The sequence below is a fragment of the Pseudomonas sp. IT-P44 genome (assembly GCF_949768225.1).
GTDB classification, from domain to species: Bacteria; Pseudomonadota; Gammaproteobacteria; order Pseudomonadales; family Pseudomonadaceae; genus Aquipseudomonas; species Aquipseudomonas migulae.
On sequence record NZ_CATKQM010000090.1, the window covers coordinates 27,411 to 42,028 of the forward strand.

14 protein-coding genes and 1 pseudogene are annotated in these 14,618 nt (G+C 60.0%); 6 read left to right on the forward strand and 9 right to left on the reverse strand.

Annotated features, from left to right (window positions below; translation table 11 throughout):
• Positions 1-173: 173 nt before the first annotated feature.
• A complete protein-coding gene (locus ACM6IO_RS28065; RefSeq protein ID WP_008025327.1) occupies positions 174-581 on the reverse strand; it encodes an HPF/RaiA family ribosome-associated protein in 408 nt (135 codons plus the stop codon).
• Positions 582-794: 213 nt separating this feature from the next.
• Entirely contained in the window at positions 795-1,742 is a 948-nt protein-coding gene (locus ACM6IO_RS28070) for a LysR substrate-binding domain-containing protein (RefSeq protein ID WP_008025326.1), read from the reverse strand.
• Between the two features lie 135 nt (positions 1,743-1,877).
• Here ACM6IO_RS28070 and ACM6IO_RS28075 point away from each other — a divergent pair, with 135 nt between their 5' ends.
• The 3 genes from ACM6IO_RS28075 (at position 1,878) to ACM6IO_RS28085 (ending at position 5,212) form a co-directional block, all read left to right on the forward strand.
• Positions 1,878-3,254, forward strand: coding sequence for an L-serine ammonia-lyase (locus ACM6IO_RS28075; protein WP_414912628.1), 1,377 nt, complete (start codon positions 1,878-1,880; stop codon positions 3,252-3,254).
• Between the two features lie 63 nt (positions 3,255-3,317).
• On the forward strand, positions 3,318-4,619 hold the full coding sequence (locus ACM6IO_RS28080) for an HAAAP family serine/threonine permease (RefSeq protein ID WP_223434764.1): 1,302 nt from the start codon (positions 3,318-3,320) through the stop codon (positions 4,617-4,619).
• Positions 4,620-4,894: 275 nt separating this feature from the next.
• Entirely contained in the window at positions 4,895-5,212 is a 318-nt protein-coding gene (locus ACM6IO_RS28085) for a DUF3509 domain-containing protein (RefSeq protein WP_008025323.1), read from the forward strand.
• Here ACM6IO_RS28085 and ACM6IO_RS28090 read toward each other — a convergent pair.
• Positions 5,209-5,709 carry a phosphate-starvation-inducible protein PsiE gene (locus ACM6IO_RS28090; protein WP_192417342.1) on the reverse strand — a complete coding sequence of 167 codons (501 nt, stop codon included), beginning with the start codon at positions 5,707-5,709 and terminating at the stop codon, positions 5,209-5,211. The two genes, ACM6IO_RS28085 and ACM6IO_RS28090, sit on opposite strands and share 4 nt — an antisense overlap.
• A 356-nt stretch (positions 5,710-6,065) precedes the next feature.
• Between ACM6IO_RS28090 and ACM6IO_RS28095 the strand changes: the two are divergent.
• Positions 6,066-6,305 (forward strand): annotated as a pseudogene (locus ACM6IO_RS28095) (YebG family protein); the annotation flags it as partial.
• Positions 6,306-6,469: 164 nt separating this feature from the next.
• Here ACM6IO_RS28095 and ACM6IO_RS28100 read toward each other — a convergent pair.
• The 3 genes from ACM6IO_RS28100 to ACM6IO_RS28110 all read right to left on the reverse strand — a co-directional run bounded on the left by ACM6IO_RS28100 (position 6,470) and on the right by ACM6IO_RS28110 (position 8,850).
• The gene (locus ACM6IO_RS28100; RefSeq protein ID WP_008041821.1) at positions 6,470-6,901 is read right to left on the reverse strand and encodes a hypothetical protein; all 432 of its coding nucleotides are present in this window, start codon (positions 6,899-6,901) and stop codon (positions 6,470-6,472) included.
• Positions 6,898-7,713 carry a hypothetical protein gene (locus tag ACM6IO_RS28105; protein WP_414912629.1) on the reverse strand — a complete coding sequence of 272 codons (816 nt, stop codon included), beginning with the start codon at positions 7,711-7,713 and terminating at the stop codon, positions 6,898-6,900. Before ACM6IO_RS28105 ends, ACM6IO_RS28100 begins: the two co-directional genes overlap by 4 nt.
• 117 nt (positions 7,714-7,830) lie before the next feature.
• On the reverse strand, positions 7,831-8,850 hold the full coding sequence (locus ACM6IO_RS28110) for a Glu/Leu/Phe/Val dehydrogenase family protein (protein WP_008025318.1): 1,020 nt from the start codon (positions 8,848-8,850) through the stop codon (positions 7,831-7,833).
• A gap of 172 nt (positions 8,851-9,022) precedes the next feature.
• On the opposite strand from ACM6IO_RS28110, the gene ACM6IO_RS28115 reads away from it, so the two are divergent.
• Positions 9,023-9,826 (forward strand): SirB1 family protein, encoded by an 804-nt coding sequence (locus tag ACM6IO_RS28115; protein WP_192227757.1) that lies wholly within the window; start codon positions 9,023-9,025, stop codon positions 9,824-9,826.
• Positions 9,827-10,384: 558 nt separating this feature from the next.
• On the opposite strand, the gene maiA is transcribed toward ACM6IO_RS28115, so the two are convergent.
• From maiA to hmgA, 3 genes are read right to left on the reverse strand one after another with little or no spacing between them, the layout of a single operon-like run.
• Positions 10,385-11,020, reverse strand: a complete 636-nt coding sequence (gene maiA / locus ACM6IO_RS28120) for a maleylacetoacetate isomerase (protein ID WP_414912630.1) — start codon at positions 11,018-11,020, stop codon at positions 10,385-10,387.
• A 12-nt stretch (positions 11,021-11,032) separates the two neighbouring features.
• Positions 11,033-12,337, reverse strand: a complete 1,305-nt coding sequence (gene fahA / locus ACM6IO_RS28125) for a fumarylacetoacetase (RefSeq protein WP_414912631.1) — start codon at positions 12,335-12,337, stop codon at positions 11,033-11,035.
• A 3-nt stretch (positions 12,338-12,340) separates the two neighbouring features.
• Positions 12,341-13,645 (reverse strand): homogentisate 1,2-dioxygenase, encoded by a 1,305-nt coding sequence (gene hmgA, locus ACM6IO_RS28130; protein ID WP_414912632.1) that lies wholly within the window; start codon positions 13,643-13,645, stop codon positions 12,341-12,343.
• Between the two features lie 165 nt (positions 13,646-13,810).
• Here hmgA and ACM6IO_RS28135 point away from each other — a divergent pair, with 165 nt between their 5' ends.
• Positions 13,811-14,605, forward strand: a complete 795-nt coding sequence (locus ACM6IO_RS28135; RefSeq protein ID WP_008026998.1) for an IclR family transcriptional regulator — start codon at positions 13,811-13,813, stop codon at positions 14,603-14,605.
• Positions 14,606-14,618: the final 13 nt, after the last annotated feature.

Below are 14,618 nucleotides of genomic sequence, written 5' to 3' on the forward strand. Positions count from 1 at the left end.
AGCGAGGCTTGCCCGCGAAGGCGATTTAACGAGCGACATATGCGCTGGACTTTCCGGGCCTCTTCGCGGGCAAGCCACGCTCCTACAAGGAACCGCGGCGCCGCGATAATCGGCACAAACAACAACGGGCCTGCAATGCAGGCCCGTTTTTCGTTGGGACGTTAAATCAGGCGTCAGCCGTTTTGTGCAGCCTGTTCATTCTCGAGAAACTCGTCTTCCAGCAGCGCATCGGCTGCACGTCTCTCGAACGGCACCACAGCGGCACGTGGTTTGCCCCGCAGTTTGCCAAACAGATGTTCCAGTGCATGTTCGAGTTTTTCAGCCGCACCGTCGATCGCCAGTTCCAGGTTTTCGGCTTTATGGGTGACAGAAATCGGTTGGTGGCCTTTTGGCCGCGCTTCCAGCTGGCAGCGCAAATCATGGGGACCGGGCTTGTCGCCGTTCTCGTCCCGCAGATGGACCTCGACGCGTGTCAGGTCCTCTTCATAACGTTCGAGCGTGCTCTCAATGGTAGTACGTACCCACTCCTCCAGTCGGATGCTGCTTTGAATATGGTTATCGCTGTTGACTTGGATTTGCATAGTTCATCCCTTATTTCAGCTAGCTCGCGAGAGGCCCCTCGGCTGGCCCTTGGGCGTCATCACCGTGACCTCTTGGTTACACAATCGGTCTGTACGCTGAACAATTCAACCCCTGAAAAAAGATAAATTTTCATACGCAAAAAAAGCCGGACAAGGAGCAAAAGCGCTGTTAAGGTCGGGAGTTGGGTCGCTTCACTTCTTTGTCATAATTACTCACATCTGCCGCTCCGCCAGCGGGTGCAGGCTGCGAAAAACTCCCGCCTCCTCTACCAGCCAGTCATGTACCGCGCGCACGCCCGGATGGCTCAGCGCCCCCGGCGCGTAAAGCAGCACATAACGTTTGTGATTGGGCACCGCCAACCCGAACGGCACAATCAACGTCCCGCGCTCCAGCTCATCGTTCAACAGCGTTCGCCGCGCAATCGCCACGCCCATGCCGGCAATCGCCGCTTCGATAGTCAGGTGATTGCGATTGAACGTGTGCCCGCGCCGCACGTCAGCGCCTTCGAAGCCGATGGCGTTGAGATAGAACTCCCACTCCGCGTACTCGTAACTGCCGCGCCAGGCCGTAATGTCGTGCAACAGCGGAAAGTGCGACAGGTCTGCCGGGCCATGCAAAGGCGGCCGTCCGCGCAACAGACTCGGCGCACAGACCGGGAAAATCTGTTCGTCGAGCAAGGTTGTGGATAACAAGCCAGGGTAGCTGCCGTCGTTCAGGTCGATGGCCAGGTCAAAGTCGCCCTCATGCAACGGCACGCTGCTGTCCTCGGCCACCAGGCGCAGCTGAATGTCCGGAAAACGCTGCTGCAAGCGCGGCAGACGCGGGGTCAGCCATTTGCTCAGGAACGATGGAATCGACCGTACCCGCAGAATTCCGCTGATCATTCCCGCGTCCAGTCGTCGCAATTCCGCGTCGATGCTGCCGTAAGCCTCGTTGACCGTAATGGCCAGTCGCTGGCCTTGCGCGCTCAACTCCACGCCCCGGGCACGCCGGTGGAACAGTCGAAACCCCAGCCGCTCTTCCAGTTGTCGGATCTGCTGACTGACCGCCCCCGGCGTGATGTGCAGTTCTTCGGCGCAGCGGGTGAATGACAAGTGCCGTGCGGCACAGGAAAACACGTGCAGCCAGACGTAAGTCTGGGCGTGCAATTGGCGACTCATTGTTTAGTCCTGCTAAAGGCTGTCTTAGGAAGTTTCGTTGGTCACGTAGGACCGAGGTAGGCAGTATCGCCGACATTGCGCTTGTCCTACAAAAATGGCAGCGATTTCTCTTCCATTGCTTGTATAGGCTTTAGCATGGCTATCAGTGTTTTTGATCTTTTCAAAGTCGGCATCGGTCCGTCCAGTTCTCACACCGTCGGCCCGATGCGCGCCGCCGCGACCTTTGCCCAGGCACTGATTGACCAGCATTTGCTGGACGCCGTACGCCGAGTGGAAATCCGCCTGTATGGCTCCCTTTCCGCCACCGGCGTCGGCCACGCCACCGACCGCGCCTGCGTCATGGGCCTGATGGGCGAATGGCCGGACAGCATCGACCCGACCTGCATCGACAGCCGCATCAAAACCCTGCTCGAGACCGGCGAACTGAATCTCGCCGGCAAAAAAACAATCGCCTTCAACTGGCAACATGATCTCCTGCTGCTCGACGAGAGCCTGCCCTACCACCCCAACGCCATGTCGCTGACAGCTTTCGGCGACACCGGTGAGCTGTCGGAGCAAACGTACTACTCGATCGGCGGCGGTTTCATCATTGAAGCGGCCGAAGCCGAGTCCGGCATCGCGCCGACCAGCGACGTGGTGCTGCCGTATGATTTTTCCAGCGCCGCCGAATTGCTCAAGCTCTGCAATCAGCATGGCCTGCGGGTTTCCGAGTTGATGATGGCCAACGAGCGGGCCTGGCGCAGCGAAGCCGAAATCCGTCAGGGCTTGCTGCACATCTGGTCGGTGATGCGCGAGTGCGTCGAGCAGGGTTTGCGCCACGAAGGCATCCTGCCCGGCGGTCTGAATGTTCCGCGCCGCGCAGCGAAATTGCACCGCAGCCTGCTGGAAATCGGCAAGCCGAATGTCATCACTTCGACACTGTCGGCGATGGAATGGGTGAACCTGTTTGCCCTCGCCGTGAACGAAGAAAACGCCGCCGGCGGACGGATGGTCACCGCGCCTACCAACGGCGCGGCCGGGATCATTCCCGCCGTCCTGCACTACTACATGAAATTCAACCCGGACGCGTCGGACGATGACGTCGTTGCGTTCTTTTTGGGCGCCGCGGCCGTAGGCATTCTCTGTAAGAAAAACGCCTCGATCTCCGGCGCCGAAGTCGGCTGTCAGGGCGAAGTCGGTTCGGCGTGCGCCATGGCCGCCGCCGGTCTGGCCGACGTACTGGGCGCCACGCCCGAGCAACTGGAAAACGCCGCCGAAATCGGCCTGGAACACAACCTGGGCCTGACCTGCGACCCGGTCGGCGGCCTGGTGCAAGTGCCGTGTATCGAGCGCAACGCCATCGCGGCCGTGAAGGCGATCAACGCCACGCAAATGGCCCTGCGCGGCGACGGCAAACACTTCATTTCCCTGGACCGGGTGATCCGCACCATGCGCGATACCGGCGCCGACATGCACGACAAATACAAAGAGACTTCACGGGGCGGCCTGGCTGTCAGCTGGGTGGAGTGCTGAGGAGCATTCCCGACCGTCCGCAACACGTGAGCCCGAGCAAGAATAATAACGAGGCCAATAACGATGACCGATGTACGTACACCTGCTGCCGATAATCCTGCTGTAGACCTGACACGCAATACAGAAACAGCCCACAAGGGCTGGAGCAAACACGACACCACCTGGATGCTGGGCCTCTACGGCACGGCGATTGGCGCCGGCACGCTGTTCCTGCCGATCAACGCTGGCGTGGGTGGCTTCTGGCCGCTGCTGATCCTGGCGGTGCTGGCGTTTCCGATGACCTTCTTTGCCCACCGCGGCCTGACTCGCTTCGTGCTGTCGGGACGCTCCGGGGACATCACCGAAGTGGTGGAAGAACACTTCGGCATCGGTGCCGGCAAGCTGATCACGCTGCTGTATTTTTTCGCGATCTTCCCGATTCTGCTGGTGTACAGCGTGGCGCTGACCAACACCCTCAGCAGTTTCATGGAGCACCAGTTGCACATCGCCCCGCCACCTCGGGCGGTGCTGTCGCTGGGGCTGATCCTTGGTCTGATGGCGATTGTGCGCTGCGGCCAGGGTGTCATCGTCAAATGCATGAGCGTGCTGGTTTACCCGTTCGTCGCGGCGTTGCTACTGCTCGGTATCAGTCTGATTCCGAACTGGAACGGCGCGTTCTTCGCCACTGCCGGTGACGGCATGCCGATGCCGCTGTTCTTCAAAACGCTGTGGCTGGCGATCCCGGTGATGGTGTTTTCGTTCAACCATTCGCCGATCATCTCCGCCTTCGCAGTCGATCAGAAGCAGCGGTACGGCGAGCAGGCCGAGCGCAAGAGCAGCGGCATCCTCGCCATTGCCCACGGGATGATGGTGGTGACCGTGATGTTCTTCTGTTTCAGCTGCGTGCTGGCCCTGTCCCCGGCTGATCTGGCGGCGGCGAAGGCACAGAACATCTCGATCCTGTCGTACCTGGCCAACCACTTCCAGACCCCGGTCATTGCCTACGCCGCGCCGCTGATTGCGCTGGTGGCGATCACCAAATCCTTCCTCGGCCATTACATCGGCGCCAGCGAAGGCTTTCAGGGCCTGATCGTGAAAAGCCTGCGTGGTCGTGGCCGGGTGATGTCGGCGAGCTGGCTGAACCGCATCACTGCACTGTTCATGATCCTCAGCTGCTGGGCCGTGGCCACTTTCAACCCGAGCATCCTTGGCATGATCGAAACCCTCGGCGGGCCGATCATTGCGTGCCTGTTGTTCCTGATGCCGATGTACGCCATCCGCCGCGTGCCGGCTTTGCGCCAGTATTCGGGCCAGGCGTCGAACGTGTTTGTGGTGTTGATCGGTCTGATTGCACTGTCTGCGATCATCTACTCATTCATGCCCTGAAACGGGCAAAGTTCTTGTAGGAGCGAGCCTGCTCGCGATGGTCTCGAGAGCGCCACGTTTACCCGGTAAACACGCGTTATCGTTGACGAACATCGCGAGCAAGCTCGCTCCTACATTGTTCGACAATCTTTCCGGCATGCCCCTTGCTATATCCCTGACGAGGCAAAAAGGATGTTTGAATACCTCCGCGAGCGACAGGCCGATGGTCCGGTGTTGCGAACCAACCCGATCATGGCCGGTCAACTACTGCACGTTCAATCAGGCGGTGACGCATCATGGACAACCCTTTTCAGCTCATCACCGATGCCTTTGCACCGGATTACCAGATCAACCTGAGCATTCAGGGGCTGGACGGCAGCATCATGCTGACCCTCTCCAACAGCGGCCGCGTCGTGGCCAAGCGAATGATCAGCGCCGAACAACGCAATGACCCCAAGCGCCTCAAACGCCTGGTGCAAAGTATTCAATTCGGCATCGCCATCGAGCAGGGTCACAGCGCAATGACCATCCTCGAAGCCATGACCGACAGCGACAATCGCACCCCGCCGCCGCCATCGACCAAAGCCCACCCACGCCCCGCCATGCGGTTTTAAATCTCGCCCTTCTCCACTTCGGGATGCTCACCGGAACCCGCACCGGTCTTGCGTTGCGGGTGTTCGATCTTCACCGAAGGGAATTGCGACGAGGCGTAACGCACCACCAGAATCGCAAACGCCAGCAGCAGAATCCCGCCGCACAGGTAAATGATGCCCAGGTCCGGCGGATTGTGGTGCGAGACGTTGGAGATCAACAACCGCGTCAGCGCGGTGATCGCCACGTAGATCAGGAAACGCACCGGCATGTGATTGGTCTTGAAGTAAATCCCGACCATTGCGCCCAGTTCGAGGTAGATGAACAGCAGCAAGATGTCGTCGATCTTGATGTGCCCCGCTTCGATCATCCCCAGAAACTCCATCACCGCCGCCCACGCGGTCACCGCACCGATGGCGAACAACGCCAGGTAGTGGAAGGTCTCGACGAACAGATTGCCCAGGGATTCGGCCAGTTGGTGCACGTTCTGCCGCAGGTTCTCGGCCCAGTTGATTTTCACGATGATTCTTCCTTAGCTCGGTTCGAGCGGATGATGCGGGTTGGACGTGACGGTTGTTCTGCATGCAGAAAAAAGGCCAGAGGTTGATGGTGAGATGGCGATAGGCTGCCAGTGGACACTTTTGTGGTGTCTGGACGGGCGCGTTCGCGGGCAAGCCTCGCTCCTACGTAGCGGTATTGCCCTGTAGGAGCGAGGCTTGCCCGCGAATGGAGCAACGCGGTCTACCTGACAAACGCTGATTTCGGTCTACATTAAAAAGCCACTACCCAAAGCGCAGGGATTCGCTTATCCTTTTCGCTGTATAAAAACACAGTGGTCGAAACAGACAACTATCGTGAAGGCATGTGAGGTGGTGAATGGCCGTCGAAGTGGTATACCGCAGCAGCCGAGATCTGGAGCGCTTGTTCATGGATAAAGCCGAAGCTGACCGTCATGACAAAATGCTCGAACTGGCCGAATTGCTGGCTGAAGTGTTGCAAAAAGCCGTTCCGTCCCTGACCGAGCAGCAAGTGGAAGAAGCCGGGATCTACATGGCGAAGAACCGCGATGTGTTCGCCAAGGCGTTCAAGAGTCAGCCGGACGCGTTGTCCGAGCTGTTGAGCGCGCCTGTTGAAGTCGCGGAACAGGTTGAAGTGACAGAAACAGCTGAGCCGACCAAGCCAGCCAAAGCCGCTAAAACGCCGAAGTAAGCAACACCCGAATTGAACAGGCCCTGAGTCGAATGACTCAGGGCCTTTTTCATGCCTGCGAAAAACGCGGCTCAAACCGTTCGCGGCGTTCGCTCGTCTGCAGCTGTCGAGCTTCCACGTACTGACGCACCCCATGGCGACTGCGGAGAAAGTCCCTGGATGACGTAGAGATACGTTTCTTGCGCAGCGTAGTCGAGCACGCTGATCAAACCGCCGACATAGCTACCGTTGTAAAGGAAACCATCAAAGTTATAGGTCACCGTGAAGGTGATCTGTGCCTCGGCACTTTTGCCCGAGGCCTCGATGATCGTGCCCGCCAACGTTGCTGGCGATACGGTGCTTCCCTCGTACGGGATCGGATCCTGGTAGAAATCCGGTAGCGCCAATGCGCCCGTCACCGAATCGGTGTCGAACGTCAACGTGCCGCTCTGCCAAACCTGCAACCCGTTCGGGTTGGCGCTCGCGTCAAACAGGCTGACGGAGAAGGTGTAAGAAGTGCTCATGATTTCACCCATGGCCGTTCAACGACGTTCAACAGGTAGACCTCTTCACTGTCAGGCGTCAGTGAAAACAGGTAGCCATTGTTGAGGAAGTCCTCGTGATCGCTGACATCGATGGGCCAACCGGGGTACTGATTACCGTCGGCGTCCAGCACCCACATGAACTTGACGTTGTAGTCTGTCGGGGTGGCCGATTTGTAGACACCGCCGGCGACCTGCGTCCCGTCGTCAAACCGCGCCCATGCCATGACGACCGGCGAGCCAACACTGATTTCGTCGGGCACCGGTGTATTGCCCTGCATGATCAGCGTCCACGCCTCTTTACCGCCTGCAGGAAGCGTCATTCGCGCAACGTATTGCGGCGTCGGCGATCCTGCTGCCTGTCCCGTAACGGCACCCTGACCAACGCCCGTGCCCTGCGCGACATTGAGGGTATAACCAAACGTGTTTTCACCGGGCTGCTGCACCGGGCCGGTGATGGTGCAGATCAGGCCATTTTGCTGGGCGACCTCCACGTAGGGGTCCCAGGAACCGGGCGTCGATCCCGAATTGATAACGCAGTTGATGGCCGGGTTTTCAGACTGGTAGAGGGTGAAGAAGACGTTGCCGTCGTTGTCCCATAAACCGGTGCTCACCGGACCTGCGGTGCCGGGGGTGAAAATAGTGATCTGCCCGCCGTAATTGGCGCCGTTATCGTCGCTGACAAACGACACGCCAATATCAAGGCTGGAGTTGATCGTGAAATTGCAGGTGAGAGAAGAACTGGAAGACATGATTCGCTCCTTGAAATCACGAAAAAGCAGTGCGCCAGTCATGATTGCCCCAGACGCTGGCAGGCCCTCATCAACCGGGCGGGTGGCGTTGCGCCATCCCGCTTGCAGCGTAGTCAGGTCTTTAGAATTTGCCAGCGAAGTGAAGGGCGCGGCGAGCCTTCACCGGTACAAGACTTTCTCCGCCAACTCGTCCGCCACTCGGGCGGGGGAACGTTTCTCAGCCTGGGCATGGGCGAACACTTCGGTCAGCCGTGAGCTGATTTTCGACAAGTGCGCGGTGATGGTCGTCAGCTCTTCGCCACGGTGTTTGAGCGACACGTAAATCAGCCCGCCGGCATTGATCACATAATCCGGCGCATAAAGAATGCCTCGCCGTTCCAGTTGATCCGCGACATCCAGATGAGTCAGTTGGTTATTCGCCGAACCGGCCACTGCCGAGCATCGCAGTTGCGTAACGGTGTTGCTGTTGAGCACGCCGCCGAGGCCGCACGGCGCGAGAATGTCGCAGGGCGTGCTGAGCAACGCCTCGTTGGCAATCGGGTGAGCGCCGAGTTGCTCCATCGCCAGTTGCACCTTGCCGTGATCGATGTCGCTGACCAGCAGTTCGGCACCGGCAGCGTGTAACTGCTCGGCCAAGGCATAACCGACATTGCCCAGGCCTTGAATGGCCACGCGCAGGCCTTCGAGGTTGTCGCTGCCCAGGCGGGCCATGGCGGTGGCACGAATGCCGGTGAATACGCCCATCGCCGCGTGAGGCGCCGGATCGCCCGCCGAAGTGGTGCTGGTGACGTGCTGGGTCTGTTGGGCGATGCAATCCATGTCCGCCACTGAGGTACCGCTGTCGATGGCCGTGATGTAGCGCCCGTCGAGCTGATTGATGCAGCGCCCGAACGCTTCGAACAGCGCGGCTCGGTTTTCCACATGGACCGGTCGAACAATCACCGCCACGCCGCCACCCTGAGCCAGGCCGGCCAGTGCCGCCTTGTAACTCATGCCTTGAGCCAGGCGAATGGCATCCTCGACCGCGGACTCGTCGCTTGGATAGGCAAGGTAGCGACACCCGCCCAGGGCAGGCCCCAGACGGCTGTTATGAATAGCAATGACCGCCTTCAACCCGGTAACCGAGTCGACGCTCAGATGCAGCGATTCAAGGCGAGTGCTTTGCATGAGAGCGAACATCGTAGGGGCTCCCGAATCACTTCTTGTAGTCGCCAGTATAGGCTTGCGCCCAAAATTTGCAGAAGCGCACCGGAATAAGCGGCGCCGCCATTCAGGCTTTCGGACATAACCTGCGCGGCACTGGACGAATGCCGCAGGGGAGGCTAAAACGAGGCATGTCCCGGAGATTTTGATGACGCCCCGCCAACGTTTTTTCGACTGCCTGCAACGATCACCGCCCGCGCTGTTCGAAGCGGCGCTGTGGATTGCCGTCGAGCACGATAAAGAGGTGGATCCGCAGGCGGTACTGGCAAATTTCAAGGAGCTGCAACAGCGCGTCAGTTACGGCTTGCCGATGTTGCCGGTGAGCGAGCTGGCCCAGCCGCTGTTGCGACGCCTGAATGATCTGGGATACGCCCAGGACGATTTCACGCCATTGCGACCGCAAGTGGCCTTGCTCGACAAAGTGCTGGAGCGCCGACGTGGCCAGCCATTGGCCCTGGGCCTGATTGCGCTGGAACTGGCCAGAGGCCTGGAAATCCCCCTGGTCGGGGTCAACTTCCCAGGGCATTTCCTGCTGCGGGTTCCGGGGGCCGATCACCTGCTGGACCCTTGCGGCGGTCGACGGTTGTACCCCAACGATTGCCGGGAACTGCTGCAACGCCAGTACGGCCCGAACATGAAACTCAGCGCCGAACATTTGCTGACGGCCGAGCCGGTGCAAATGCTCCAGCGGTTGTCACGCAACCTGCGCCAGTTGCACCTTTCCCACGATGACTACATTGGCGCGTTGATCGACGCCGAACGCGTACTGGAACTGGGCAACGCCAGCGCCTCCGATTACCTGGCCCGGGCCAGCCTTTACCAGCGGCTGGACTGCCCGAACGCCGAGCGTTTCGATCTGGAGCATGCGCTGCTGCTCAGCGACGACCCTATCCAGCGGATCCGCCTGACCGAACGACTCGGCCACCTGCCCCCCAACTCAATCGTCCACTGAACCTGCAGGCGCCGGCTTGCTGGCGATTCAGACGCCGCGGTCAGTCAGGAACACCGCGTTATCGTTCATCGCGAGCAAGCTTCGCTCCTACAGGGAATTGTGCGGTATTTGACCCTGTAGGAGCCGGCTTGCTGGCGATTCAGACGCCGCGGTCAGTCAGGAACACCGCGTTATCGTTCATCGCGAGCAAGCTTCGCTCCTACAGGGAATTGTGCGGTATTTGAACCTGTAGGAGCCGGCTTGCTGGCGATTCAGACGCCGCGGTCCGTCAGGAACACCGCGTTATCGTTCATCGCGAGTAAGCTTCGCTCCTACAGGGAATTGTGCGGTATTTGAACCTGTAGGAGCCGGCTTGCTGGCGATTGATACGCCGCGGTCCATCAGGAACAACGCGTTATCGTTCTTCGCGAGCAAGCTTCGCTCCTACAGGGAATTGTGCGGTATTTGAACCTGTAGGAGCCGGCTTGCTGGCGATTCAGACGCCGCGGTCCGTCAAGAACACCGCGTTATCGTTCTTCGCAAGCAAGCTTCGCTCCTACAGGGGGCGGTGTGATGTTTTCAAGGAGTGTCTGGCTGATTGGCCGGGTGCGCTTTCATGAACGCTGGATGCGTCGCCGCCAGCGTCGCCACTCGACGAATCCGTGGGTATGCCTCCAGCGAAATGTTGAAACGTTCAGCCGCGTACAGCTGCGGAATCAGGTACACATCCGCCAGCCCCGGCTCAGCGCCGAAGCAATAACCTTCATCACCAATCAACTGTTCCACCGTCGCCAGCCCTTGGCTGATCCAGTGCCCGATCCACTCGACCACCTGCGCTTCATCGTGGCCCAACTGCCGCAGCCTGTTGAGCACGCTGACGTTGTGCAGCGGATGCACGTCGCAGCCAATCACCGCCGCCACACCGCGCTCATGCGCGCGAGCGGCGAGGTCTTTGGACAGCAGCGGCACCTGTGGATAACGTTCCTCCAGGTACTCGATGATCGCCGGTGACTGAATCAGCAACTCGCCTTCGTCGGTGCGCAAGGCCGGCACCCGGCCTTGCGGATTGATCGCCAGGTACGGTGGCTGGCGATGCTCACCGCCCGGCGGCGCGATCAGGTTGATCGGCAACGCCTTGTAATCCAGGCCCTTCAACGCCAATGCGATACGCACCCGGTAAGACGAGGTCGAACGGTAGTAGGTATAGAGTTCCATGACCCGTTCCTCTTAACGCGCCGGCAGCACTTTGCCACGGCATTCGCCGAAACCGATGGAGGCAAAACCGTCGCGGCTGCAACGGGCACGCAGGATGATTTCGTCGCCGTCCTCAAGGAATTTACGCACTTCGCCGGAGGCCAGTTCGATCGGCTTTTTACCGCCCTCGGTGATTTCCAGCAGGCTGCCGAACTGACCGCTTTCCGGCCCCGACAAAGTGCCCGAGCCGAACAGATCGCCGGCCTGCAACTGGCAGCCGTTGACGCTGTGGTGCGCAACCATTTGCGCCACGGTCCAGTACATGTGTCGGGTGTTGCTCAGGGTCAGGCGATGGGCCGGCAGGTTCTGCTCGCGCATGCCTTCGGTCAGCAGCAGCACTTCCAGTTCGATGTCGAAGGCACCCGCGGCCTGGTCACGTTTGTCGAACAGGTAAGGCAGCGGCTGCGGATCGCCTTCCGGACGCGCCGGTTGCGCACGACGGAACGGCTCCAGCGCTTCGGCCGTCACCACCCATGGCGAGATGCTGGTAATGAAACTCTTCGACAGGAACGGCCCCAGAGGCTGGTATTCCCACGCCTGGATATCCCGCGCCGACCAGTCGTTGAGCAGGCAGAAACCGGCGATGTGATCGGCGGCGTCGCCGATGGCAATCGAGTCGCCCATGTCGTTGCCCTGGCCGATCCAGATGCCCAGTTCCAGTTCGTAATCCAGCCGTGCACACGGGCCGAAGGTCGGTTCGGTCTGACCGGCCGGCAGGGTCTGGCCTTTCGGACGGCGAACGTCGGTGCCGGACGGGCGAATGGTCGATGCGCGGCCGTGGTAACCGATCGGCACGTACTTGTAGTTCGGCAGCAGCGGGTTGTCGGGACGGAACAGTTTGCCGACGTTTTGCGCGTGCTCGATGCCGACGTAGAAGTCGGTGTAATCGTTGATTTTTGCTGGCAGGTGCATCTCGCAGTTCGCCGCCAGCGGCAGCAGTTTTGCACCTTGGGCTTCGATCTTGCCGTGCAGGGTGCTGCCTTCCTTGAACAGTTCAATCAAGCGCTCACGCAGGGCAACACGAGCCTCGCGGCCGAGTTCGAAAAACGCATTGAGCTGACCGCCACGGGTGGCTTCGACCGCCGCTTTTGCAGCGCCGTCGAACAGGCCGGCGTCGAGTGCCGCTTGCAGATCGAAGATGTGTTCGCCAATCGCCACGCCACTGCGCGGCGCAGAACCCTTCACGCTGAACACGCCCAGCGGCAGGTTTTGCAGCGGGAAGTCGACATGGCCGTTGGCGGAGGCAACCCAGCTACGAGTAATGGAAGTCTGAGTCATGGGTTATCTCCGGGTCGGGTCGAAAGTAGCGGGCAGCGTGGCCCAGCAGGCGTCGTAATGGGGTTGCAGCTGTGGGCAGTCGAGGGCGAAGCGACTCGGGCGCAGCACCTGACTGGTCTCGAACATGAAGGCCATGGTGTTGTCGATTTTCGCTGGTGCGAGTTCTGCGTTGATCGCTTTGGTACAGGTTTCCCCGTCCGGGCCGTGGGCGCTCATGCAACTGTGCAGCGACGCACCGCCGGGCACAAAGCCTTCGGCCTTGGCGTCGTACTCGCCCTTGATCAGGCCCATGAATTCGTTCATCAGGTTGCGGTGGAACCACGGTGGACGGAAGGTTTTTTCGGCGACCATCCAGCGTGGCGGGAAGATCACGAAGTCGAGATTGGCCAGGCCATGGACGCTGGTCGGCGAAGTCAGGACGGTGAAAATCGAAGGATCCGGATGATCGAAGCTGACCGTGCCAATGGTGTTGAAACGGCGCAGGTCATATTTGTACGGCACGTTATTACCGTGCCAGGCGACCACGTTCAGCGGCGAATGATCGAGCTCGCAACCCCACAACTGGCCGAGGAATTTCTGCACCAGGGTGGTCGGCTGCTTGAGATTTTCGTAATGAGCGACCGGGGTCAGGAAGTCCCGTGGATTGGCCAGACCGTTGCTGCCAATCGGTCCGAGGTCCGGCAGGCGCAATGGCGCGCCGTGGTTTTCCGCCATGTAGCCGCGCGCCTGCGGGTCGAGCAGTTCGACGCGAAATTTCAGACCACGCGGCAGCACGGCGATTTCCAGCGGCTCGAGTTCCAGCACGCCCAGTTCAGTGGTAATGCGCAGGCGGCCCAGTTCCGGCACCAGCAGCAGTTCGCCATCCGCATTGAAGAACACGCGCTCCATGGAGCGGTTGGCACGGTAATGGTAAATGCTGATTCCGGCCGGTTTTTCCGCCGCCGAATTGGCGGCCATGCTCACCAGCCCGTCAATGAAATCGGTTGGCTCGGTCGGGATGTCCAACGGGTTCCAGCGCAGGCGATTGGGGGTCACTTCACCCAACGGTCCGCCGGCCAGTTGCCGATCCAGTTTGACGAACGCCGGGTGATTGGCCGATGGCTGAATGCGGTACATCCAGGTCCGCCGCGCTTCGGCGCGAACCATGGTGAACGCGGTGCCGGAGAACAGTTCGGTGTAGAGGCCGTACGGGGCTTTTTGCGGGGAGTTCTGGCCGACGGGCAGTGCGCCGGGCAACGCTTCACTGCTGAATTCATTGCCGAAGCCGGACTGATAAGCCAGCGCGGGCGCCGTTGAATCGAGGTTCATGGAGCCTCCTGAACAGGGAGTGGGCAATGGCCTGTCACTCTGTTGCAGAGGTCTCGGCACGCCTGGGTTATTTTTATCGTAATTCAATTACGAATAACGTAATTTGATTGGTATTGACCGTCAAGCTATAAAGACGCCCATTCGTCCCGGGATCAGACTGCCTCCATGGAAACGCCGCGCAACAACGACAAACAGAAAGTCCGCTCGGCCGAGGTCGGCACCGACATCCTCAAGGCACTGGCCGAGTTGTCGCCATCGACTTCACTGTCGCGCCTGGCCGAGCATGTGCAGATGCCGGCAAGCAAGGTTCACCGCTATCTACAGGCGTTGATCGCCAGCGGTTTTGCCGAACAGAACACCGCCACCAACCATTACGGCCTGGGCCGCGAAGCCCTGCGCGTGGGGTTGGCCGCACTTAACAGTATGGACGTGCTGAAAGTCGCCGCCCTGCCCTTGGCCGAACTGCGCGATGAATTGAATGAAACGTGTTTTTTGGCGGTGTGGGGCAATCAGGGCGCAACCGTGGTGCATATCGAACCGGCGGTGCGCGCGGTGACCGTGGTGACGCAATTGGGCTCTGTGTTGCCGTTGCTCAGTTCATCCACGGGATTGGTGTTTGGCGCTTATCTGCCCAAGCGTGAAACGGTGGATTTGCGCGAGCAGGAAGTGCTGGCAAGCAATTCCCATACGCTGGCGGACGATCAGGCTTATGTGACCTTGTGTGAGCAGATCCGCGAGCGCGGCCTGCACCATGTGCATGGTTTGTTGATGCCCGGCGTCGATGCGTTGTCGGCCCCGGTGTTCAACGCGGTGGGAAATGTGGTGGCCGTCATGACCATCGTTGGCCCGGCGTCACTGTTTCACGCCGACGAAAACGGCCCGGCGGCGCAGCGATTGCTGGCGGCGACGCGGGCCGTGAGTTGGCGAATGGGCTATGAGCCATCCGCATTCACTGGCTAACTAAGTTGTCAGC

Bases quoted from the DNA above. Each gene is read 5' to 3' on its own strand.
- ACM6IO_RS28105 (WP_414912629.1), bottom strand. From the start codon at position 7,713: ATGACTGGCGCACTGCTTTTTCGTGATTTCAAGGAGCGAATCATGTCT.
- ACM6IO_RS28100 (WP_008041821.1), bottom strand. From the start codon at position 6,901: ATGAGCACTTCTTACACCTTCTCCGTCAGCCTGTTTGACGCGAGCGCC.
- ACM6IO_RS28080 (WP_223434764.1), top strand. From the start codon at position 3,318: ATGACCGATGTACGTACACCTGCTGCCGATAATCCTGCTGTAGACCTG.
- ACM6IO_RS28115 (WP_192227757.1), top strand. From the start codon at position 9,023: ATGACGCCCCGCCAACGTTTTTTCGACTGCCTGCAACGATCACCGCCC.
- fahA (WP_414912631.1), bottom strand. From the start codon at position 12,337: ATGACTCAGACTTCCATTACTCGTAGCTGGGTTGCCTCCGCCAACGGC.
- hmgA (WP_414912632.1), bottom strand. From the start codon at position 13,645: ATGAACCTCGATTCAACGGCGCCCGCGCTGGCTTATCAGTCCGGCTTC.
- ACM6IO_RS28135 (WP_008026998.1), top strand. From the start codon at position 13,811: ATGGAAACGCCGCGCAACAACGACAAACAGAAAGTCCGCTCGGCCGAG.
- ACM6IO_RS28085 (WP_008025323.1), top strand. From the start codon at position 4,895: ATGGACAACCCTTTTCAGCTCATCACCGATGCCTTTGCACCGGATTAC.
- ACM6IO_RS28075 (WP_414912628.1), top strand. From the start codon at position 1,878: ATGGCTATCAGTGTTTTTGATCTTTTCAAAGTCGGCATCGGTCCGTCC.
- ACM6IO_RS28070 (WP_008025326.1), bottom strand. From the start codon at position 1,742: ATGAGTCGCCAATTGCACGCCCAGACTTACGTCTGGCTGCACGTGTTT.
- maiA (WP_414912630.1), bottom strand. From the start codon at position 11,020: ATGGAACTCTATACCTACTACCGTTCGACCTCGTCTTACCGGGTGCGT.
- ACM6IO_RS28065 (WP_008025327.1), bottom strand. From the start codon at position 581: ATGCAAATCCAAGTCAACAGCGATAACCATATTCAAAGCAGCATCCGA.
- ACM6IO_RS28110 (WP_008025318.1), bottom strand. From the start codon at position 8,850: ATGTTCGCTCTCATGCAAAGCACTCGCCTTGAATCGCTGCATCTGAGC.